The following is a 21,033-nucleotide window of genomic DNA, read 5'->3' on the forward strand; positions in this document are numbered from 1 at the left end:
ACCACCCCCGAAGCCCGATTGTCAGCAACTTCACCACCCCCCACCAGCAAACTCCCACCCAGACCCCACCCCCGACCCACCCCGACCCCCCCCGGTGATCATGAAGTTATTGCCATGACACGCCGGCGAGAGCGGCAACAACTTCATGATCACCGGGGAAGGCGGGCCGGCGGGCCGGCGCGCGGGGGCGTCAGGGGGTGCGGACGGCGTCGAGGGCCAGTAGGGCCACGTGGAGGGAGAGGGAGGCTTCGACGGAGTCGAGGTCGACGTCGAGGATGCGGGCGATGCGGGCCAGGCGCTCGTAGAAGGCCGGCCGGGACAGGTGGGCGGCGGCGGCGCCGGCGGACTTGTTGCGACCCTGCTCCAGGTACGCGCGCAGGGTGTCGAGCAGCCGCTCCCGGGGGTGCCGGGCGTCGTACTCCAGCAGCGCCCCGAGTTCGCGCTCCACGAAGGTCTGCAGGCGGGGCTCGTCGCGCAGCAGATGCAGCAGGCCGGCGAGACCCACGTGCGGCAGCCGGAAGATCGGCAGGTCACGGCGGTCACGGCGAGCCGCCTCGGCGATCTGCCGGGCCTCGACCAGCGACCGCCGGGCCTCCCGCAGGCCGCCCACCCCGGAACCGGCGGCCACGATCACCCCGCCCGTCGACCGGCCACCACCGTCGGCCAGCACCCGGGACGTGTCAGCGCCGGACGTGGCCCGGGACGCGCCGGCGTCGAGGCGTACCCGACGCAGCGCGGCGGCGAACGCGGACAAGGCGCGGTCCTCGGCGGCCGCCTCCGGCAGGGCCAGCAGCACGCCCACCGAGTGGTCGTCGACGGCGCTGGTCAGCCCGGTCAGCTTCGCCTCCCGCAGCGCCTGGCCGACCGCCTCGGACAGGTCCCGCAGCCGGGCCGGGCCGGCCTCCGGGCCGCCCTCCCCGGCCGGGTCGTCGGCTCGGTGCCGGACCATCACGCCGACCAGGTGCCGCCGGTCGAGCACCACGCCGAGTGCCTTGGCCCGCAGCGCCACCTCGTCCACCGGACGGGAGTGGTCGAGCAGCGCCGTGAGCAGGGTGCGGTGGATCTGCCGTTCCAGCCCTTCGGCGTCGCGGCGGATCAGCCGGCCCAGCGCGAGGGTGGACGCGGCGCGCTCGATCAGGATGGTGAGGCGGGTCGGCGGCCCGTCGCCGGGGCGCGGACCGGGTCCCGCCGGATCGGTGCCGCGCCGGGTCGGCAGTTCCCCGCCGGCGGGCCAGCGCAGCAGCAGCCGCCCCCAGTCCTGCCCCCGGGCGCCGACGACCGTCACCAGCCATCCGCTGTCCGGGTCGTACGCGGTCCGCCCGGCCGGCCGGATCCGCCGGGAGTGCTGCTCCCAGCCGTCCAGCAGCAGCTCGGCACTCTCCCCCGCCGGGTCGTACCCGAGCACCTGGCGGGACAGGTTCTCCAGCACCACCGGGCAACCGGACAGCTCGGCGGCCTGCCGGATCACCTCGGTGGCGTCGGCGCCCTCGACGGAGAGGTCGGTGAACCGCTGGTGGATCTCCTCGGTGGCACGCAGTTCGGTGAGCTGCGCGTCGACGATCAACGCGTGCACCGCCTCGGTGATCCGTACGAACGGGGTGGCCCGGCGCAGCTCCACCAGGGGCAGGCCGCGCCGTTCCGCGGCGGCGGCCATCACGCGGGGCACCCCGCTGACGTACCGGCGGCCCAACTCGACGACGAGACCGGAGACGCCGACGTCGGCGAGGTCCCCGATGAACGCGCGCAGCCCCGCGTCGTCGCCGGGGAGCCCGATGCCGGTGGTGAGCACCAGCTCGCCGCCGCCGAGCAGGGTCGCGATGTCCGGCACCTCGGCGACGTGCACCCAGCGGACCGGACGGTCCAGCCCGGCGTCCCCGGCGACCACGCGCGGCGCGCCGTGGCGGACCGGGTCCAGGGCGAGGACCTCACGGACGGTAGGGAACACGGCCGTCACGCTACCGTCCGTGACGCCGGATCTCGACATCCCGCCGTCGGTGCCGGCGATCACCGGCGACCGGACGCGGTGTCCGCCCTCACATCGGGTCGTCGCGGCTCAGTTCCCAGCAGGCCACGGCGGTGGCGGCGGCCACGTTGAGCGAGTCGACGCCGCGGCGCATCGGGATCACCACCCGCACGTCGCTGGCGTCCATCGCCGCTCGGGTCAGCCCGGCGCCCTCGGCGCCGAGCAGCAGCGCCGAACGGGCCCGCTGGGCGGCGTCGAGGCGTTGGATCGGCACCGCGTCCGGTGCCGGGGTCATCGCCAGCACGGTGAACCCGGCCGCCCGGACCTCGGCGAGCGCGTCCGGCCAGGGGTCCAGCTTCGCGTACGGCACGGCGAAGACCTCCCCCATGCTGACCCGGACGCTGCGCCGGTAGAGCGGGTCGGCGCAGCTCGGCGAGAGCAGCACCGCATCCACCCCGAGCGCCGCCACCGCCCGGAAGATCGCGCCGAGGTTGGTGTGGTTGTTGACGTCCTCCAGGATCACCACCCGGCGCGCGGTGGCGAGCACCTCCGCCGCCGTCGGCAGCGGCCGGCGGTGGAACGACGCCAGCACCCCCCGGTGTACGTGGAAGCCGGTGGCCCGCTGCAGCACGTCCTGCGTCGCCGCGTAGACCGGCGCGTCGCCGGTGTCCAGGTCGGCGAGCTGGTCGATGCGCTTGGCGTCCACCAGGTACGACCGGGCCGGGTAGCCGGCACGCAGCGCCCGGCGCAGCACCAGCTCCCCCTCGGCGATGAACAGGCCGTGCGGCGGTTCCCAGCGGGTGCGCAGCTCGACGTCGGTGAGCGCGCGGTAGTCGGCGATCCGGTCGTCGTCGGGGTCGGTGATCTGGTGGACGGGCACCCGACGATTCTGCCGGACGCCGGGCTGGGCGTTCCGGGGCCGGTCGATCCCACACCGCGCGGGGCGTTTTGTCCGGAAAGTAAGGGGAATGGCGGGCGGCGTAACGGACCCGACGGGAAGGACCAGCCAGGTGAGCCCAGACCACAACGTGCCGGGCGAACCGCTCGCCCTGCCCAAACACCCGACCGTCGCGGACCACATCGTCGCCCGCCTGTTCAGCTGGGGCGTGCACCGGTACTTCGGCTACCCGGGCGACGGCATCAACGGCCTCACCTCCGCACTGCAACGCACCAACGAGCGCGCCCAGTTCATCCAGGTGCGACACGAGGAGACCGCCGGCTTCGCCGCCTCCGCGCACGTCAAGTACGGCGGTGGTCCGCTGGGGTGCGCGTTGGTGACCAGCGGGCCGGGCGCCATCCACCTGCTCAACGGCCTGTACGACGCCAAGCTCGACCACCAGCCGGTGATCGCCCTGGTCGGCAACACCGCGGTCACCGCCGAGGGCGGCGGCTACTACCAGGAGGTCGACCTGCTGGCCCTCTACAAGGACGTCGCCGCGGCGTTCCTGGCCCAGCTCGACCACCCGGCGCAGGTCCGCCACCTGGTCGACCGGGCCTGCCGCACGGCGCTGGCCCGGCGCACGGTCACCGCACTGATCCTCCCGCTCGACATCCAGGACGAGCCGGCCGTCCCCGACCCGCCGCATGCGCACGGCTACTACCACACCAGCAACGTGCCGAGCAGCTCCACGACCGTGCCGCCGGAGGCGGACCTGCGCCGTGCCGCCGAGGTGCTGCGCAGCGGGCAGCGGGTGGCGATGCTGGTGGGGCAGGGCGCGCTCGGGGCCCAGGACGAGGTCCGCGAGATCGCCCAGCGGCTCGGCGCGGGGGTGGCCACCGCGCTGCTCGGCTTCGCCGCCGTGGACCACCGGGAGCCGTGGGTGACCGGCGCGATCGGGCTGCTCGGCACCCGACCGAGCTGGCAGCTGATGAGCGGCTGCGATCGGCTGCTGATCGTGGGCAGCAACATGCCGTACTCGGAGTTCTACCCGCCGCAGGGGCAGGCCCGCGCGGTGCAGATCGACGTGGACGGCACCCAGCTCGGGCTGCGCTACCCGACCGAGGTGAACCTGACCGGCGACGCCGGCCCGACGCTGCGGGCGTTGCTGCGCGAGCTGGGCCCCGGTCCCGGTCCGACCGAATGGCGGGCGGAGATCGCCGAGGCCACCTCGGAGTGGCGCCGGGTGCAGCGCGACCTGGCCGACCAGACCGCCGACCCGGTCAACCCGCAGCTGCTGTTCACCACGCTCAACGAGCGGCTCCCCGACGACGCGATGATCGCCGTGGACTGCGGCACCGCGACCGCCTGGTACGCCCGGCACGTGCAGGTCCGCCCCGGGATGCTGGCCAGCCTCTCCGGCACCCTGCTGTCGATGGGCGGCGCCATGCCGTACTCGCTCAGCGCCAAGTTCGCCCACCCGGACCGGCCCCTCGTCGCGCTGATCGGCGACGGCGCCATGCAGATGAACGGCGTGAACGAGCTGATCACGGTGGCCAAGTACTGGCGGAGCTGGACCGACCCACGGTTCGTGGTGCTGGTGCTCAACAACCGGGACCTGGCGTTCGTCAGCTGGGAGCAGCGTTCCAGCGAGGGGACGCCGATGTTCCCGGACAGCCAGCAGCTGCCGGACATCGGCTACCACCAGTGGGCGCAGGTGCTCGGGCTGCACGGTGAGCTGGTCGACTCACCGGAGCAGGTGCCGGGCGTCTGGGACCGGGCGCTCGCCGCCGACCGGCCGGTCGTCATCAACGCGCTGGTCGACCCGGCCGAGCTGATGCTGCCGCCGCACTTCACCGCCGAGCAGGCACGCAAGACCGCTGCGGCGGTGCTGCGCGGCGACACCGACTGGGCGGGCATCATCCGCCGCGGCCTACCTGCCACCGTCGCCAGCTACCGCCCCCGCCGCCGCAAGCCCTAACCCGAGCCACGCGCCGCCCGCCGCACTCCGCGATCTTGCACTTTCTGACTCGACAGAAGGAGCAAATGGTGCGAGTCGGCGACCGAAAGTGCAAGATCGCGGGGTACGAGGGGTCAGCCTCGGCGGTTGAGCCAGCGTTCGAAGGCCGAGCGGGGGTCGTCCTGGGTGGTGGGCCGGCGGTCCGGGACGACCGGGGCGCGCTCGACCGGGCGGCGGGGTTCGCCGGCCAGTTCGCGGCTGGGCGCCTCGAACGCCTTCTCCGGCTGGCCCTTGACGGCGGTGGCGATGACCCGGGCGACCGCGTCGATCACCTTGGCCTGCACCGCGGAGCCCACCGAGTCGGTCGGGTCGTCGGGGTTGGCGGCGATGCCGGCGACCGCGACCTGCGGGGTGAAGCCGACGAAGGTCTCCGTGGAGTTCTGCTCCGAGCTGCCCGTCTTGCCGGCCACCGGGCGGCCGTCGAGGATGTCGTTCACCCCGGTGGCGGTGCCGCCGTTGCACTGCCCGTACGGCGACTGCTGGCCGACCGGGCAGCGGGCGGCGTCGGTCGCGGCACGGGCCACGTCGGCGTCCAGCACCCGCTTGCAGGACGGCTGCCCGACCGGCACCCGCTGACCCTTCGCGTCGGTCACCGACACCACCGGCACCGGCGCGCAGTAGGTGCCCTCGGCGGCCACCGTGGCGTACGCGTTGGCCAGGTCCAGCGGGGTGGTGGCGGCCACGCCGAGAGTGAACGAACCCCAGTTGGCGGCGTCGTTCCTGGCGAAGGCCGCGTCGGCGTCGGCGCGGAAGGTGATGCCGAGCCGCTGCGCCATCTCCACCACCTTGTCCTGGCCGACCTGCTCGGCCAGCCAGACGAAGTAGGTGTTCACCGAACGGCCGAAGCCGTCCCACATCATCCGGTACCCGTCCATCCAGTCCGGGTTGGCGTTCGCCGGGCACCAGCGGCCGTCACAGCTGCCAGGGCCCTCGGCGGCGTACCGGGTGGGCAGCTTGGCGGGTGCGTCGAAGCCGGTGGAGAGGGTACGGCCCGACTCCAGCGCCGCGAGCATCGTGAACAGCTTGAACGTCGAGCCGGCCTGGTAGCCGTCGACGCTGGCCCCGCCGGAGATCAGCGGGTTGACGGTGTTCGGGTAGTTGGCCTGCCCGTTGGGGTTGTCGGCGAGGCTGTAGTGCCGGTTGACCGCCATCGCCAGCACCTGCCCGGTGCCCGGCTGCACGGCCGCGATCGGCAGGGCGCGCTTGTTGTCGTACCCGTAGACCTTGGTGGCCTGCTGCTGCGCGGTGGCCTGGACCTGCGGGTCCAGCGAGGTGATCACGGTGTAGCCGCCCGAGCGCAGGGCCTGCTCGCGCTCCGGCACGGTGGCCCCGAACGCCGGCTGGGCCACCCACCAGCGGCGCAGGTAGTCGCAGAAGTAACCCCAGTCGTCGTGGCCCTGGGCCACGGCGGTGCAGCCGTTGGGCTGCGCGGTGGGGTGCAGGGTCAGCGGCTCCGCCTTCGCCTGGGCGGCCTGCGCGGCGGTGATCGCCCCGGTGTCGGCCATCGAGTCCAGCACGTACGACCGGCGGGCCAGCGCGTCGTCCTTGTTGCCGTCGATCGGGCTGTACGCGTCCGGGGACTGCACCAGGCCGGCGAGCAGGGCCGACTCGGCGAGCGTGAGCTGTGCCGGTGGCTTGCCGAAGTAGCGCTGGCTGGCCGCCGCGATCCCGTACGCGCCGGAACCGAAGTAGGCGATGTTCAGGTACCGGTTGAGGATCTCGTCCTTGCCGAGGCTCTGCTCCAGCGCGCCCGCGTACCGGATCTCCTGGATCTTGCGGCCCATGGTGGGGTCGGTGGCGGCGGCGCGTTCCTCGGCGGTGCGGGTGGGGTCGGTCTTGAGCACGTTACGGACGTACTGCATGGTCAGCGTCGAGCCGCCCTGCTCGGTGCCGCCGCCCTTGACGTTGGCCACCAGCGCACGGGCCAGCCCGCGCAGGTCGGCGCCGCCGTGCGAGTAGAACCGCCGGTCCTCGGCCGCCACGATCGCCTGCCGCATCACCGGTGCGATGTCCGCGAGCGGCACGTCGGTGCGGTTCACGTCGTAGAACGTCGTGATCAGCGTCTTGCCGTCATTCGCGTACAGGTAGGAGCGCTGCGGGGTGGCGGGGGTGCGCAGCGCGTCGGGCAACGCGGCGTACGAGCCGATCGCGGAACGGGCGGCGAACCCGAGCAGCAGGTTGCCCGGCAGCGCGGCGACTGCCAGGGCGAGCCCGGCCAGCAAGCCGGCGAGCAGCACGGTGAACAGCCGCGACAGCGGCGAGCGGGGGGCGGCCATGTTCCCCAGGATTGCCACGAAAGCCGCCAACCGACCACCCCCGAAGCCCGATTGTCAGCAACTTCACCACCCCCCACCAGCAAACTCCCACCCAGACCCCACCCCGACCCACCCCGACCCACCCCGGTGATCATGAAGTTATTGCCACGACGCGCCGTCGCGGAGGGCAACAACTTCATGATCGACCGGGGTGGGGTGGGTGGGTGGGGTGGGTGGGTGGGGTGCGCCGGTGGTGGGTTAGGGGGTTGGGGTGGAGAGGCTGGCGCTGGCGGCGTCGCGGGCCGTTTCGCGGGGCATCAGGCGGCCGGAGCGGTAGCCGATGCCGATGCCGGCGATCAGGACGAAGATCGCGCCGAACGTCTGCAGCGAACCGATCAGGGCGCCGCCCAGACCGAGCAGCGGAGCGGCGATGATCAGCATGACCCCGTCGCCGAGGCTGAACGTGCCCGAGCGGGCCACCGCCCACCCGGTGAGGAACCAACCCACGCTGTAGAAGGTCGCACCGACCAGGACCAGCGAACGCGCGGTGGTGCCGAACACCGGTGTCTGCTCGGCGAGCCCCGCGAACGGCAGCATCAGCACGGTGCCGGCGATGCTGACCAGCAGCCCGGCGGCGGCCACCCGGCGGCTGCGGGTCGCGGCGAGCAGCCCGGTGAGGGCCAGCAGCGCGAGCAGCCCGAGCCACACCGCGGCGACCCAACCGATCAGGTACGCGGCCCGACCGTCAGCCGGGTACGGGTCGTTGCCCACCCCGCCGTCACTGGCCATCGCCACCGCGCCGTAGAGGACGGCGTACGCGGGCAGAAGCCACACCGCCGCCCGTGCGAACCGGCGTATCGACCAGGCCCAACTGGCGTTCGTCGCCGGCCCCGCCGGGGTCGGTTCGCCCACGAACGGCAGTACGCCGAAGCCGCCGCCGCTGCGCCGGGAGCCCAGTGGGCCGGCCGGGTCGTGCGCGCCGGGCACCGGGGCCGAGGACCACATCCGATTCGCCGGATCCTTCATGCGTCACCTCGCTCGTCCACGAGCGGTGCGGGACGCGCCGGGGCGCCCCGATTGCCTGGTCACCACCCGTCCTAGGACCGATCGTGGCAGGCGTCGGAGCGCCCCATGAGTCTTTCTCGTATTTACCCGGCCGGACGGCCGGTGTACTGGATCAGCCGCGCTCGCGCTGGTCGCTCGGGTCGTTGACCAGGCTGGCCGGCGAGACCGGCTCCGGCGCGGGCAGGCCCTGCGGCCCCTTACCGCCGGAAACCTGCGCCTCGGCGACGCGTACCTCGTCGTGGATCTGCTGGGCGGCGTCCGCCGCGGCCTGTGCGGCCTCCGCGGCCTCGCGCTCGACCTGGCTCGCGTGGTCGGCCGCCTCCGGCGCGGGAAGATCCCCCACCATCTGGCTCAGACCACCCAGCGCGCCACCCATTCCCTCCAGCGCCTTGGTCAGCTCGGCCGGGATGATCCAGACCTTGTTGGCGCTGCCCTGAGCGATCTGCGGCAGGGCCTGCAGGTACTGGTAGGCGAGCACCTTCTGGCTCGGGTTCGCCTGGTGGATCGCGTCGAACACCGTGCGGATGGCCTTGGCCTGACCCTCAGCCTGCAGGATCCGGGCCTGCCGGTCACCGTCGGCCCGCAGCACCGCCGACTGCTTGTCACCCTCGGCGGTGAGGATCACCGACTGCTTGTGCCCCTCGGCGGTCAGGATCGCCGCACGGCGGTCCCGCTCGGCGCGCATCTGCTTCTCCATCGAGTCGCGGATGCTGGCCGGCGGCTCGATCGCCTTGATCTCCACCCGGGTCACCTTGATGCCCCAACGGCCGGTGGTCTCGTCCAGCACGCCGGAGAGGTGCCGGTTGATCTCGTCCCGGCTGGTCAGCGCCCGCTCCAGGTCCAGCGAACCGATCACGTTCCGCAGGGTGGTGACGGTGAGCTGCTCGATGGCCTGGAGGAAGCTGGAGATCTCGTACGTCGCCCGGACGGAGTCGACCACCTTGAAGTAGAGGACCGTGTCGATCGAGACAACCAGGTTGTCCGAGGTGATCACCGGCTGCGGCGGGAAGCTGACGACCTGCTCCCGCATGTCGACCTTGGTACGGACCGCGTCGATGAAGGGCACCAGCAGGTTGAGGCCGGGGCTGAGGGTCCGCTTGTACTTTCCGAGCCGTTCCACCACGTCCTGGCGTTGCTGCGGCACGATCCGCACCGCCTTGGCCAGTGTCACCACGGCGATCAACGCCACCGCGATCACCAGCACGCCTATGACAGTCATCCCGTTCACCCTCTCGGTTCCGGCAGTTCGCCGGCGGAAGAAACCTCGTCCTGCCAGACCAGGGCGGTCGCGCCCCGGACCTTTATCACCCGAACCCGCTGACCGGGCTCGAAGGTCTGCGTCGTGTCATACGGCCGGGCACTCCACAGCTCCCCGTCGATCTTGACGAGGCCGTGGTCGGCGTCCACCCGCTCCAGCACCAGCGCCGTGGACCCCTCGATGGCCTCCACGCCGAACGGCTGCTCACCGCTGTCCAGTGCCGTCCGCTGATGCCGCCGGATGACCGGCCGGACCACCACCAGGCTCAACGCCGACACCACCGCGAACACCAGCGCCTGCACCGCGACCGGCGCGCCCAGGGCGGCCGCACCCGCGGCGGCGAACGCGCCGACACCGAACATGATCAGGAAAAGCGTCGTCGTGAAGATCTCGGCGACAACCAGGAGCACACCCAACACGATCCACACCACGGCGTCCACACGACAATCGTGACACGCGAATGCACGAGCAGCCGACCCGTGATGATCAGTACGCTCGGCGACACCGACCCGGCCCACCGAGACACCGCGCGCCGGCGGCCCCGCCGAGCCGACAAGCGAGGAGATCCCGTTGACCCTGCTGCCCGAGACCGCCCGACAGGTCGACAACCAGGTCGCCCGGGCACAGATCGACGGCCGTACCCCGTCGCTGGTGCTGGGCGTGGTCCGTGACGGCGCGCTGGTGCACCTGGCCGCCGCCGGCGAGCACCCCCGCCCAGGCGTCGACCTGCAGTACCGGGTCGGCTCGATCAGCAAGACGATGACCGCCACGCTGATCATGCAGTTGCGCGACGCCGGCCGCCTGGCCCTGGACGACCCGTTGGAGCGGCACCTGCCGGGCACCGGCGTCGGCGGGCTCACCCTGCGCCAGATGCTCGGGCACGCCAGCGGCATCCAACGCGAACCCGAGGGCGACTGGTGGGAGCGGGCCGCGGGCGCCGACCTCAGCACCCTGCTCGCCGGGCTGACCGCCGACAAGATCGCCTACCCGCCGCACGCCACCTACCACTACTCCAACCTGGCGTACGGGCTGCTCGGCGGAGTCCTCGAACGGCTCACCGGGACGCCCTGGGCCGACCTGCTCGCCGAGCGGATCCTCACCCCGCTCGGGATGCACCGCACCACGTACGCGGCCACCGAGCCCTTCGCCCGGGGCTACGTCGTCCACCCGTGGCACCACACGGTGCGCGAGGAGCCCCGTACCGACACCGGGGCGATGGCCCCGGCCGGGCAGCTCTGGTCGACGATCGAGGACCTGGGCCGGTGGGCCGCCTTCCTCGCCGACCCCGACCCGTCGTTGCTGGCCGCCGGGACGCTCACCGAGATGTGCGCGCCCGTGGTGATCAGTGATCCCGACTCGTGGACCGGCGGGCACGGTCTGGGGCTGGAGCTCTACCGGGACGGCGAGCGCGTGTACGTCGGGCACGGCGGCTCGATGCCCGGGTACGTGGCCGCCCTCGTGGTGCACCGGCCCACCCGTACCGCCGTGGTCGGCTTCGCCAACTCGTACGGCTTCCCGATCACCGGGCTCGCTCGCCGGCTGTTGACCGCCGTGCTGGACGCCGAACCGGCGTTCCCGCAGCCGTGGCGGCCGGCCACCGCCGCGCCTGCGGCCGAACTGGCCGAGCTGACCGGCCGCTGGTGGTGGATGGGCACTCCGCTGGACCTGAGCTGGGACGCCGGTGACCTGGTGGCCCACGTCCGCGGTGAGCGGGTGAGCCGGTTCGCCGCCGAGGGGACGGACCGCTGGCGGGGTCGCTCCGGCCCGGAGAACGGTGAGATCCTGTCGGTGCTGCGCGACGACAGCGGACGGGCGGTGGCGGTCGACATCGCCACGTTCGTCTTCACGCGCAGCCCCGACGAGGTCCCCTGACCCGCCGCCGGGCGCACGAGGAGGGTCAGCCGGTCACGGGGCTTCGGTGACGAAGTCGATGAGGCGCTCCATGGCGTTGATCAGTGGGGTCTCGACGTCGGCGAAGCTGTTGACCCGGGACAGGATGTGCCGCCACATGTCGGCCGGCTCGGCGACACCGAGGGCCGCGCAGACCCCCTCCTTCCACGGCCGTCCCGGCGGCACCACCGGCCACGCCGCGATGCCCAGCGCCGCCGGCTTGACCGCCTGCCAGACGTCCACGTACGGATGCCCGGTCACCAGCACGTACGGCGAGTTCACCCGGGCCACGATCCGGCTCTCCTTGCTGCCGGGCACCAGGTGGTCGACGAGCACGCCGAGTCGCCGGGTCGGGCCGGGGCCGAAGTCGCGTACCTCGGCGTCGAGGGCGTCGATGCCGTCCAACGGCTCGACGACCACACCCTCGATGCGCAGGTCGTCGCCCCAGATCCGTTCGACCAGCGCGGCGTCGTGGATGCCCTCCACCCAGATCCGGCTGGCCTTGGCCACCTGGGCGCGGACGTTGTCCACCGCCACCGAACCGGACGCGGTACGCCGGCGGGCGGCCGGCACCGGCGCGCGGGTCGGGCGGCGCAGCGTCACGGGTCGGCCGTCGAGCAGGAACGCCGCCGGCAGCAGTGGAAAGTTGCGCCGCTTGCCGTGCCGGTCCTCCAGCACCACGGCGCCGGCCTCGAAGCCCACGACCGCTCCGCAGAACCCGGAGTCGGCGTCCTCCACCACGAGATCCGGTTCGGCGTCCACCTCGGGCGTGACCTTCCGCCGCCGCCAGTCCCCCGCCAACACGTCCTCGCCGTATCGCCCCGCCATGTCGATCACGCTAACCCCGGTGTCCCCACGCATCACCCCGACACACCGCCCACCCGCTCCCAACCGGGGGTCGGGGGCGGGTGGGGTGGGGCGAAGGGGGCAGTTCGGGGCACGCAGGGCGGCCGGAGCGGCAGTCGAGACAGGGCCGCCGGTCACCACGTACCCTTTCGGCATGTCCACCCCCGCAACGGGCGCGGCCACACTCACGCCGCGCCGGTCGAGCCGGTTCGTCGCCTGGGTGCGCGCGTGGCGTGCCGGGTTGGTGCCGTACGACGAGGTCGCCGACGCCATCGCCGGCGACGAGGAGCACCTCGTGGCGGACGCCCCCGGCACCTGGACCGACGTCCCGCTCTCGGCCGCGCTGCCCACCCTGGCCAAGCTCTCCCCGGACGAGATCCGCCTGGTGCTGCCCGCGCCGGGTGACCCGCGGGGGCTGCCCGGCCCCGGCGACTTCGCCGGCGCGGCGCTGGTCACTGGCGAGGCGGTGGTGGCGGGCGGGCTCGGGTTGATCCCGCAGGTGCGGTCGCACACCTCCGGCTCCGGGGACTGCTTCGAGACGGTGCTCTGGCGGGTGTACCCGCTGCCGGCCAACGCGCCCGCCGCCTCACTATCGCTGCCCGGTGCCGCCGAGGCGGAGGCCGAACTGGCCGCCGCGTTGGCCGAGACCACCGCCGCGTTGACCCGCCTCGACGTCGCCCAGTGGCGGCCCGAGCTGGCCGGCGCCCTGGCCGCGCTGCGCCGCCCGGACGGCGCCACCGACCTGCCACCCGGCTTCGACCCACGGGCCCGTCGGCTCTTCGCCCGCGCCGCGGTGCTCGACCGGGTGCTCGCACTGGCGGGGCACGCCGCGCCCGGCGGCGCCATCAACAACTACGAGGCGCAGCAGCGCGACGCCGCGCTCCGCCCGCTGACAACGGCCTGCCGGCAGGCACTGGTGGCCGCCTGCAACGCCCCGTTACGACCCTGACGGGAGGCCGCCGTGCTCGAGGCCGCGGCCGGGCGTGGCCGGGCGGTCAGATCTCGTCGAGCAGGTCAGCGACCGAGTTGACGATCCGGGACGGGCGGTACGGGTAGCGCTCCGCCTCGGTGCGGCTGCTGATCCCGGTGAGCACCAGGATGGTCTCCAGCCCGGCCTCCAGGCCGCACAGGATGTCGGTGTCCATACGGTCGCCGATCATCGCGGTGCTCTCCGAGTGCGCGTTGATGGTGTTCAGCGCCGAGCGCATCATCATCGGGTTGGGCTTGCCCACGAAGTACGGCTCCACCCCGGTCGCCTTGGAGATCATGGCGGCGACCGAGCCGGCGGCGGGCAGCGCGCCCTCCACGGAGGGACCGGTCACGTCGGGGTTGGTGCAGATGAACCGGGCCCCGTCGTTGATCAGTCGGACTGCCTTGGTGATCGCCTCGAAGCTGTAGGTGCGGGTCTCCCCGAGCACCACGTAGTCCGGCGCGAAGTCGGTGAGCACGTAGCCCACGGCGTGCAGCGCCGTGGTCAGCCCGGCCTCCCCGATCACGTACGCGGTGCCGCCCGGCCGCTGGTCGGCGAGGAACTGGCCGGTGGCCAGGGCGGAGGACCAGATCGACTCCTCCGGCACGTCCAGCCCCATCCGGCTCAGCCGGGCCGTCAGGTCGCGCGGCGTGTAGATCGAGTTGTTGGTCAGCACCAGGAACGGCTTGCCGGAGGCGCGCATCCGGTTGATGAACTCCGGCGCGCCGGGCACCGGCTGGCCCTCGTGCACCAGCACGCCGTCCATGTCGGTCAGCCAGCTCTGCACGGGCTTACGGTCCTGCATCGGTGATCCCCGGGGGTTCGGTGGGCGGGTGGGCGGTCAGGGGCGGCGGGTCGGCACGCAGCAGGCGGTGGGGCAGGTGTCCCACATCGGCAGCTCGCCCAGCCGGCGGCGCAGCTGCGCGCCGTCCGGGTCGGTCCGCTCGGTGACCAGCTCACGGACCATGGTCACGAAACGCGGGTCGGTGCCCGGGGTGCCGGCCCGGACGAAGTCCAGGCCGAGCTGCTTGGCCGTCTCCAGCGCCTCGGTGTCCAGGTCCCACACCACCTCCAGGTGATCGGAGACGAACCCGATCGGGCTGACCACCACGCTCGTGGTGCCGCTCCGCGCGAGGGTGGCCAGGTGGTCGTTGATGTCCGGCTCCAGCCACGGCACCTGCGGCGGGCCCGAACGGCTCTGCCACACCAGGTCGTACGGCAGGTCGGGTGCCGCGGCCGCGGCCACCAGCCGGGCGACCTCGTGCAGCTGCGCCTCGTACCGGCCGCCGTGCGGGCCGGCGTTGGCCGCCATGGAGGTGGGGACGGAGTGGGCCGTGAAGACCAGCCTCGTGGTGTCCCGCCTGGCCGGGTCGAGCTGGCCCAACGCGGCACGGACCGCGTCCGCGTGCGGCTCGACGAACCCGGGGTGGTCCCAGAACTGGCGCAGCTTCTCGATCACCGGGGCGTCCGGGCCGACCGCGGCCCGGGCGGCGGCGATGTCCTCCTGGTACTGCCGGCAGGACGAGTAGCCGCCGTACGCGCTGGTGACGAAGGCCAGCGCACGGGTGACCCCGTCGTCGCGCATCCGGGTCACGGTGTCGGCGAGCAGCGGGTCCCAGTTGCGGTTGCCCCAGTAGACGGGCAGGTCGAGGCCGTTGGCGGCGAAGTCGGCGCGGATGGCGGCCAGCAGGTCACGGCACTGCTGGTTGATCGGGGACACCCCACCGAAGTGCTGGTAGTGCTCGGCGACCTCGGCCAGCCTCTCGGGCGGCACGCCGCGACCCCGGGTCACGTTCTGCAGGAACGGCATCACGTCCTCGGGCCGCTCCGGCCCACCGAAGGACACCAGCACCACCGCGTCGTACGCCATGGGTCCATTCTTGCCGGTCGGCCGGAACGACCCGGCGACGCCCCCTGCTCCGGCCGGCGTGGATCACACGGGCCGACGGTCGGGGGGCGCCGCCGGGAACGTCAGGCGCCGATGGCGTGGTAGCCGCCGTCGACGTGCACGATCTCGCCGGTGGTGGCCGGGAACCAGTCGGACAGCAGCGCCAGGCAGGCGCGGGCGGCCGGCTCCTGGTCGGTGAGGCTCCAGCCCAGCGGGGCCCGCTCGGTCCAGGCGTCCTCGAACTGGTCGAAGCCGGGGATCGACTTCGCGGCGATGGTGCGCAGCGGCCCGGCGGCGACCAGGTTGCTGCGGATGCCCTGCTTGCCCAGGTGCAGCGCCAGGTAGCGGGACGCGGACTCCAGGCCGGCCTTGGCCACGCCCATCCAGTCGTAGACCGGCCACGCCTTGGTCGCGTCGAAGGTCAGCCCGACCACCGCGCCGCCGGAGGACATCAGCGGCAGCGCCGCCATGGCCAGGGACTTGTACGAGTACGTGGAGACGTGCAGCGCGGTCGCCACGTCCTCCCAGGGGGCGTCGAGGAAGCCGCCGCCGAGGCAGCTCTGCGGCGCGAACCCGATCGAGTGGACGACACCGTCGAGGCCGTCGACGTGCTCGCGGACCCGGTCGGCGAGGCTGGCCAGGTGCTCCGTGTTGGTCACGTCCACCTCGATCACCGGCGCCGGCTCGGGCAGCCGCTTGGCGATCCGCTCGACCAGGGAGAGCCGTCCGAAGCCGGTCAGCACGACCTGCGCGCCGTTCTCCTGGGCGAGCTTCGCCACCGAGAAGGCGATGGAGGCGTCGGTGATGACGCCGGTGACCAGCAGCCGCTTACCGGCGAGCAGTCCGGACATGCAGGGGTTCCTCCGTACGTAGTGAGAAAGCGCTGGTCAGTGGCCCATGCCGAGGCCGCCGTCGACGGGGATCACGGCGCCGGAGACGTACCCGGCGCTGTCGGAGGCCAGCCAGGTGACCACCCCGGCGACCTCGTCCGGGCTGGCCATCCGGCCGGCCGGGATGGACTTGCGGATCTCCGCCTTGCGGTCCTCGGTCAGGCCGGCGGTCATGTCCGTGTCGATGAAGCCGGGCGCCACCACGTTCGCGGTGATGTTGCGGCTGCCCAGCTCCCGGGTGATCGAGCGGGCCACGCCGACCAGGCCGGCCTTGCTGGCGGCGTAGTTGACCTGACCGGCGCCGCCGGCGAGGCCGACCACCGACGAGATGAAGATCATGCGGCCCCACTTGGCGCGGAGCATCTTGCCGGAGGCCCGCTTGGCGACCCGGAACGCGCCGGTGAGGTTGGTGTCCAGCACGTCGGTGAACTGCTCCTCGGTCATCCGCAGCAGCAGCGTGTCGGCGGTCATGCCGGCGTTGGCGACCAGCACCTCGACGGGCCCCAGTTCGGCTTCCACGGCGGTGAACGCGGCGTCGATCGAGGCGGCGTCGGTGACGTCGGCCCGCACCCCGAACAGCCCCTCGGGTGCGTCGCCGCTGCGGTGCGTCACCGCCACCCGGTCGCCCTGCTTGGCGAAGGCCTGCGCGATGGCCAGGCCGATTCCCCGGTTGCCCCCGGTCACCAGCACGGTACGGGCCACGGTTCCCCCTTGCGAATGGTCAGCACGGACGCGTCGGAGCCTAGGCGTTACCGGCAGGTAAGCGCTAACGGGAGCCGCGTCACACCGGGGTATGACACCGGGATCAACCCCTGGTGGCACGCCCGACGGGGGTGCCGGCCCGTAGCCTCCCGGTGGTGAACCGGCAACCGATCGCCGCGGCCCTGCACGCCTTACGGCAGACCCTGTTAGGCCCGGACGCGCGGGTCGACCGACCGCTGCTGGCCCGCTGGCCCAGGCTGGCCCGGTACGCCGCCCCGGCCGGGCTGCTCGCCGCGCTCGGCCTCTTCTGGATCACGCTGGCCGTGGAGAGCGACTGGGGCCTGCCGACGCCGGTCGCGGTGCTGTTCGCGGCGATGACCGTGGCGCCGCTGCTGGCGCTGCCCCGGCGTCCGCTGCTGGCCTGGCGGCTGACGGTGCTGGCCCTGCTGGTGTGCACGTTCAACGCGCCGACCGACCAGCCCGGGCCGTGGACCCCGCCGCTGGCACTCGGGTCGATCGCGGTGGTCGCGGTGGTCGTCGCGCGGGTCGACCGGCCGGTGCTGGCCTGGGTGGTGGCGATCACCACGGTGCCGGTGCTCACCCTGGTCCACCCCGAGAACCGGGCCGCCGTTCTGGCGCTGCTCGGCGCGCTGGCGATCGTCGGCGACCAGATCCGGGGCAACCGGCAGTCCCGGCGGGCCCTCGCCGCGCAGACCGAGCTGAGTGAGCGGGAGCAGGAGCGCCGCGCGGTGCTGGAGGAACGCACCCGGATCGCGCGCGAGTTGCACGACGTGGTGGCCCACCACATGTCGCTGATCGCGGTGCAGGCGGAGACCGCCCCGTACCGGCTGACCGACGTGCCGGCGCCGGCGGCCGCGGAGTTCGTAGCCATCGCCTCCTCGGCCCGGGACGCGCTGACCGACATGCGGCGGCTGTTGGGGGTGCTGCGCAGCGAGTCGAGCGGCCCGCAGACGGCGCCACAGCCCGACCTGGCCGATCTGGGCGCGATGGTGGACGCGGCCCGACGGGCCGGACTGCCGGTGACCCTGGACGCGGAGTTGGCCGACGACGAGCGGGTGCCGGCGCCGGTCGGGCTGGCCGCCTACCGGATCGTGCAGGAAGGACTGGCCAACGCGGCACGGCACGCGGCCGGTGCCGCGGTGCGCGTCACCGTCCGCACCGACCGGTCCACCCTGGCGGTACGCGTGCGCAACGCGCCGCCCGACGACGTGGACGCGCGGCCGGGCACCGAGGCCGGCGCCGGGCACGGGCTGACCGGGATGCGGGAGCGGGCCACCTCGCTCGGCGGTACGTTCACCGCCGGGCCGCTGCCCGGCGGGGGTTACGAGGTGGCGGCCGAGCTGCCGTACGAGGCGGAGGGCGGAAACCGATGATCAAGGTCCTGATCGCCGACGACCAGGCGATGGTCCGGCAGGGCTTCGGCGCGCTGCTCGCCGCCCAGCCGGACCTGCTGGTGGTGGGCGACGCCGCCGACGGCGCCCAGGCCGTCGCCGCCGCCCGCCGGCTCGACCCGGACGTGGTGCTGATGGACGTTCGCATGCCGGTCATGGACGGGCTGGCGGCCACCCGCAAGCTGCTCGGCGACCGGTCGGCGCAGCGCCCCCGGGTGCTCATCCTCACCACCTTCGACCTTGACGACTACGTGTACGAGGCGCTGCGCGCCGGGGCCAGCGGCTTCCTGCTCAAGGACGCCCCGGCGGCCGACCTGGTGCAGGCCGTGCGGGTGGTGGCGGCCGGGGACGCCCTGCTCGCCCCGGCGGTCACCCGTCGGCTGATCGCCGAGTTCGCCGCCCGCCCGGACCGCCGCCGGCCCCGCCCCACCGACCTGGCCGGCCTCACTCCACGGGAGACCGAGGTGCTGCGGTTGATCGCCCGAGGTCGCAACAACGCGGAGATCGCCGCCGACCTGGTGGTGGCTGAGCAGACCGTGAAGACGCACGTCGGGCGGATCCTGGCCAAGCTGGGGCTGCGGGACCGGGCCCAGGCCGTCGTGCTGGCGTACGAGACGGGTCTGGTCGCCGCCGGCGAGTAGCTCCGCGGAGCCAGCCCGGGAACGGCTCCCCGGGACGACGCCCGAGCGCCACCCACCGGCGCAGTCTCCCTCCGGACCACATTCCGGAGGGAGAACGCGATGCGACGACGAGGTGCCGGCCGGCTGGCGCTGGCCGTACTGCTCGGGGTGAACCTGGTTCTGCCCGGCCGGGCCGAGCCGGCCGCGGCGGCCGGGTTCGTCGAGGCGTACCCGGTCACGGCGGCGGCGATGCGCGCGGCCGGCCCCCCGTACGCGGACTGGGTGGCGGTCGGACGCCGGTTCCTGAGGTTCGACCCGCGCGGCGACGGCCGTGCGGTGGAGGTACTCGGCGACCTGGCCGAGGCGGACCGGATCGCGGTGCTGGTGCCCGGTGTGGGCAGCACGCTGGCCGACTTCGACCGAGGGCTGGGCGGGGTGGCCCACCGGGCGCCGGCGGTGCAGGCCGAACAGTTGTACGAGGTTTCGCGGAGGGCCGACCCGACCGCTCGGGTCGCGGTGCTGGCCTGGCTCGGCTACGGCCCACCCGACGGGGTGCTGACCGCCGCCGGCGGCGCCGGTGCCCGGCGCGGCGCGGTCGCGATGGCCGCGCTGCTGCGGGAGCTGGCGGAGCGGCGTCCCGCCGCCACGATCACCCTGATCGGGCACAGTTACGGCTCGCTGGTCGTGTCGCTGGCCGCGGCGGACGCCCCACCGCAGGTCACCGACGTGGTCAGCCTCGGCGGGATCGGCGCCGGGGTGCAGCACGCCGACGAACTGCCCGGCGGCGCACGGTTCTGGGCGGCCGAGGCGCCCACCGACTGGATCCGCCGGGTGCCGCCGGTGCGGTTGCTCGGCCTCGGGTACGGCCGGCGTCCCGGCGACCCGGCGTTCGGCGCCCGACCGCTCCCGGTGGCCGGCGTGGCGGGGCACGACGGCTACCTGGTTCCGGGCAGCGCCACGCTGGTCGCGGTGGCGGCGGTCGTGCGGGACGGGGCCGACGCCGAGCGGGCGGGGAACGCCCGGTGAGCCGTGACCGCGCGGTCGACGCGCTGCGGGCGTACGCCATCGGCGGGGTGGTGTTGGGGCACTGGCTGGTCACCGGCCTGGTGCTGAACGACGGCGGCGGGCTGCACCAGGCCAGTCCGCTGAGCGCGGTGCCGGCGCTGGCGCCGGTGACCTGGGTGTTGCAGACGCTCGGGTTGTTCTTCTTCGCCGCCGGGTTCGGCTCGGCCCGGTCGCTGGCCCGCAACCGGGGTGGGTCGGGCGGTTGGCTGGCCGGCCGCCTGCGCCGGCTGCTCCTGCCCGCGGTGGCGCTGCTGGGCGTGGGTGCGGCCGTGTTGCTCGCCGCCACCGTGGCCGGCACCCCGGACGACACGCTCAACGTGGCGCTGCGGCTCGCGGTCAGTCCACTGTGGTTCCTGCTGCCGCTGCTGCTCCTGGTCGCGTCGACCGGTCCGTTGGTCACCGCCGTCCGGCGGTGGGGGGTGGCGCGCTGTGTGGCGCCGGCGGTGGCCGTGGTGGCGGCGGCCGACCTGGTGACGCGCCTGCTGCCGGCTGGGGTCGACATGCCGCCGGTGACGGTGGTGGTGGCCTGGGCGGTGCCGTACCTGCTGGGGGTGGCGCACGCCGACGGGCGGCTGGCCGGCCGCCGGGCGGCGGGTGCGCTGGCCGGTGGCGGCGCCGCCGCGCTGGTGGCGCTGCTGGCGCTGGGCTACCCGGTCAGCGCGGTCGGGGTGCCCGGGGCGGGTGTGTCGAACCTGAACCCGCCGTCGCTGCTGGCGGTGGCGTTGGCGGTCACCCAGGTCGGGCTGGGGCTGCTCGCCCGGCCGGCCCTGGAACGGCTGCTGGCCCGACCACTGCCGGGCCGGGCGGTGACCGAGGTCAACCGGAACGCTGTGCGGATCTACCTGTGGCACCAGCCGGTGCTGGTCGCGGTGACCGCGCTCCTCGCCCGGGGCGGGTTGGCCCTGCCGGGGCTGCACACCGCGCCGGACGACCCGGGCTGGGTGCTGGCCCGGTGCTGCTGGCTGCCCCTTTTCGCCGCGGTGCTGGTCACGCTGGTACGGGCGGGCCGGCCGTCGGAGCGGAAGGGGCCAGCCGGGCGGTGGAGGGGCCGCCGGCCGGTCGGCCGAGTGCGTCCCGGCGGCGCCCCGGGTGTACGATCATCGACGTTCCGGCCCGGCCGACTTCAGGAGGTGATCGCTGTGCGAGATAGCGATCCTCCCAGTCGTGGCCGGGCCGATGGTCAGCCCCGCTGAGCCACGACTCAGTCTGGTGAGCTGACCCCGCTCCGCTCCCCGCCGCCCGGCAACGCCGAGGTGCGCGTGCCGCGCCGTCCGATCCCGGACGGTCGCCGGGAGCCGCCCGGTCACGACTT

The 21,033-nt window shown here is 73.7% G+C and carries 18 protein-coding genes; 7 read left to right on the plus strand and 11 right to left on the minus strand.

Going from position 1 to position 21,033, the window contains the following annotated elements:
* Nucleotides 1-190: 190 nt before the first annotated feature.
* Nucleotides 191-1,984, minus strand: coding sequence for a PucR family transcriptional regulator (locus tag M8C17_RS30055; RefSeq protein WP_256483647.1), 1,794 nt, complete (start codon nucleotides 1,982-1,984; stop codon nucleotides 191-193).
* A 49-nt stretch (nucleotides 1,985-2,033) separates the two neighbouring features.
* The gene (locus tag M8C17_RS30060) at nucleotides 2,034-2,891 is read right to left on the minus strand and encodes an RNA methyltransferase (protein ID WP_252420002.1); all 858 of its coding nucleotides are present in this window, start codon (nucleotides 2,889-2,891) and stop codon (nucleotides 2,034-2,036) included.
* 82 nt (nucleotides 2,892-2,973) lie between these two features.
* On the opposite strand from M8C17_RS30060, the gene M8C17_RS30065 reads away from it, so the two are divergent.
* Nucleotides 2,974-4,821, plus strand: coding sequence for a thiamine pyrophosphate-requiring protein (locus M8C17_RS30065; protein ID WP_252419959.1), 1,848 nt, complete (start codon nucleotides 2,974-2,976; stop codon nucleotides 4,819-4,821).
* Between the two features lie 113 nt (nucleotides 4,822-4,934).
* Here M8C17_RS30065 and M8C17_RS30070 read toward each other — a convergent pair whose 3' ends face one another.
* From M8C17_RS30070 to M8C17_RS30085, 4 genes are all read right to left on the minus strand, one after another.
* Nucleotides 4,935-7,136 (minus strand): transglycosylase domain-containing protein, encoded by a 2,202-nt coding sequence (locus M8C17_RS30070; protein ID WP_252419960.1) that lies wholly within the window; start codon nucleotides 7,134-7,136, stop codon nucleotides 4,935-4,937.
* 237 nt (nucleotides 7,137-7,373) lie between these two features.
* A complete protein-coding gene (locus tag M8C17_RS30075) occupies nucleotides 7,374-8,141 on the minus strand; it encodes a hypothetical protein (RefSeq protein WP_252419961.1) in 768 nt (255 codons plus the stop codon).
* A gap of 151 nt (nucleotides 8,142-8,292) precedes the next feature.
* The gene (locus tag M8C17_RS30080; protein ID WP_252419962.1) at nucleotides 8,293-9,399 is read right to left on the minus strand and encodes an SPFH domain-containing protein; all 1,107 of its coding nucleotides are present in this window, start codon (nucleotides 9,397-9,399) and stop codon (nucleotides 8,293-8,295) included.
* Nucleotides 9,400-9,404: 5 nt separating this feature from the next.
* Nucleotides 9,405-9,878, minus strand: coding sequence for an NfeD family protein (locus tag M8C17_RS30085; protein ID WP_252419963.1), 474 nt, complete (start codon nucleotides 9,876-9,878; stop codon nucleotides 9,405-9,407).
* Between the two features lie 130 nt (nucleotides 9,879-10,008).
* On the opposite strand from M8C17_RS30085, the gene M8C17_RS30090 reads away from it, so the two are divergent.
* Entirely contained in the window at nucleotides 10,009-11,310 is a 1,302-nt protein-coding gene (locus M8C17_RS30090) for a serine hydrolase (protein WP_252419964.1), read from the plus strand.
* A 33-nt stretch (nucleotides 11,311-11,343) separates the two neighbouring features.
* Here the strand turns inward: M8C17_RS30090 and M8C17_RS30095 are convergent, their stop codons facing one another.
* Nucleotides 11,344-12,156, minus strand: coding sequence for a DUF3097 domain-containing protein (locus tag M8C17_RS30095; RefSeq protein WP_252419965.1), 813 nt, complete (start codon nucleotides 12,154-12,156; stop codon nucleotides 11,344-11,346).
* Nucleotides 12,157-12,328: 172 nt separating this feature from the next.
* Here M8C17_RS30095 and M8C17_RS30100 point away from each other — a divergent pair, with 172 nt between their 5' ends.
* Entirely contained in the window at nucleotides 12,329-13,123 is a 795-nt protein-coding gene (locus M8C17_RS30100) for a hypothetical protein (protein WP_252419966.1), read from the plus strand.
* 46 nt (nucleotides 13,124-13,169) lie between these two features.
* On the opposite strand, the gene M8C17_RS30105 is transcribed toward M8C17_RS30100, so the two are convergent.
* From M8C17_RS30105 to fabG, 4 genes are all read right to left on the minus strand, one after another.
* Nucleotides 13,170-13,949 (minus strand): HAD-IIA family hydrolase, encoded by a 780-nt coding sequence (locus M8C17_RS30105; protein WP_030488300.1) that lies wholly within the window; start codon nucleotides 13,947-13,949, stop codon nucleotides 13,170-13,172.
* Between the two features lie 36 nt (nucleotides 13,950-13,985).
* Nucleotides 13,986-15,014, minus strand: a complete 1,029-nt coding sequence (locus M8C17_RS30110) for a ferrochelatase (protein WP_252419967.1) — start codon at nucleotides 15,012-15,014, stop codon at nucleotides 13,986-13,988.
* Nucleotides 15,015-15,115: 101 nt separating this feature from the next.
* Entirely contained in the window at nucleotides 15,116-15,883 is a 768-nt protein-coding gene (gene fabI, locus M8C17_RS30115) for an enoyl-ACP reductase FabI (protein WP_252419968.1), read from the minus strand.
* A gap of 36 nt (nucleotides 15,884-15,919) precedes the next feature.
* Entirely contained in the window at nucleotides 15,920-16,624 is a 705-nt protein-coding gene (gene fabG, locus M8C17_RS30120) for a 3-oxoacyl-ACP reductase FabG (RefSeq protein WP_252419969.1), read from the minus strand.
* A gap of 155 nt (nucleotides 16,625-16,779) precedes the next feature.
* On the opposite strand from fabG, the gene M8C17_RS30125 reads away from it, so the two are divergent.
* The 4 genes from M8C17_RS30125 (at nucleotide 16,780) to M8C17_RS30140 (ending at nucleotide 20,914) form a co-directional block, all read left to right on the plus strand.
* On the plus strand, nucleotides 16,780-18,018 hold the full coding sequence (locus tag M8C17_RS30125) for a sensor histidine kinase (RefSeq protein WP_252419970.1): 1,239 nt from the start codon (nucleotides 16,780-16,782) through the stop codon (nucleotides 18,016-18,018).
* Nucleotides 18,015-18,677: a response regulator transcription factor gene (locus M8C17_RS30130; RefSeq protein WP_252419971.1), complete on the plus strand. Its 663-nt coding sequence runs from the start codon at nucleotides 18,015-18,017 to the stop codon at nucleotides 18,675-18,677. Before M8C17_RS30125 ends, M8C17_RS30130 begins: the two co-directional genes overlap by 4 nt.
* 99 nt (nucleotides 18,678-18,776) lie before the next feature.
* Nucleotides 18,777-19,682, plus strand: coding sequence for an alpha/beta hydrolase (locus tag M8C17_RS30135; RefSeq protein ID WP_252419972.1), 906 nt, complete (start codon nucleotides 18,777-18,779; stop codon nucleotides 19,680-19,682).
* Nucleotides 19,679-20,914: an acyltransferase family protein gene (locus M8C17_RS30140; RefSeq protein ID WP_252419973.1), complete on the plus strand. Its 1,236-nt coding sequence runs from the start codon at nucleotides 19,679-19,681 to the stop codon at nucleotides 20,912-20,914. Before M8C17_RS30135 ends, M8C17_RS30140 begins: the two co-directional genes overlap by 4 nt.
* Nucleotides 20,915-21,033: the final 119 nt, after the last annotated feature.

Origin of the sequence: Micromonospora sp. RHAY321 (assembly GCF_023896955.1) — a bacterium.
Taxonomy (GTDB): domain Bacteria; phylum Actinomycetota; class Actinomycetes; order Mycobacteriales; family Micromonosporaceae; genus Micromonospora.

Coding starts and splice junctions, on each gene's coding strand:
- M8C17_RS30095 (WP_252419965.1), bottom strand. CDS start 12,156: ATGGCGGGGCGATACGGCGAGGACGTGTTGGCGGGGGACTGGCGGCGG.
- fabI (WP_252419968.1), bottom strand. CDS start 15,883: ATGTCCGGACTGCTCGCCGGTAAGCGGCTGCTGGTCACCGGCGTCATC.
- M8C17_RS30080 (WP_252419962.1), bottom strand. CDS start 9,399: ATGACTGTCATAGGCGTGCTGGTGATCGCGGTGGCGTTGATCGCCGTG.
- M8C17_RS30055 (WP_256483647.1), bottom strand. CDS start 1,984: ATGTCGAGATCCGGCGTCACGGACGGTAGCGTGACGGCCGTGTTCCCT.
- M8C17_RS30100 (WP_252419966.1), top strand. CDS start 12,329: ATGTCCACCCCCGCAACGGGCGCGGCCACACTCACGCCGCGCCGGTCG.
- M8C17_RS30130 (WP_252419971.1), top strand. CDS start 18,015: ATGATCAAGGTCCTGATCGCCGACGACCAGGCGATGGTCCGGCAGGGC.
- M8C17_RS30105 (WP_030488300.1), bottom strand. CDS start 13,949: ATGCAGGACCGTAAGCCCGTGCAGAGCTGGCTGACCGACATGGACGGC.
- M8C17_RS30110 (WP_252419967.1), bottom strand. CDS start 15,014: ATGGCGTACGACGCGGTGGTGCTGGTGTCCTTCGGTGGGCCGGAGCGG.
- M8C17_RS30135 (WP_252419972.1), top strand. CDS start 18,777: ATGCGACGACGAGGTGCCGGCCGGCTGGCGCTGGCCGTACTGCTCGGG.
- M8C17_RS30070 (WP_252419960.1), bottom strand. CDS start 7,136: ATGGCCGCCCCCCGCTCGCCGCTGTCGCGGCTGTTCACCGTGCTGCTC.
- M8C17_RS30075 (WP_252419961.1), bottom strand. CDS start 8,141: ATGAAGGATCCGGCGAATCGGATGTGGTCCTCGGCCCCGGTGCCCGGC.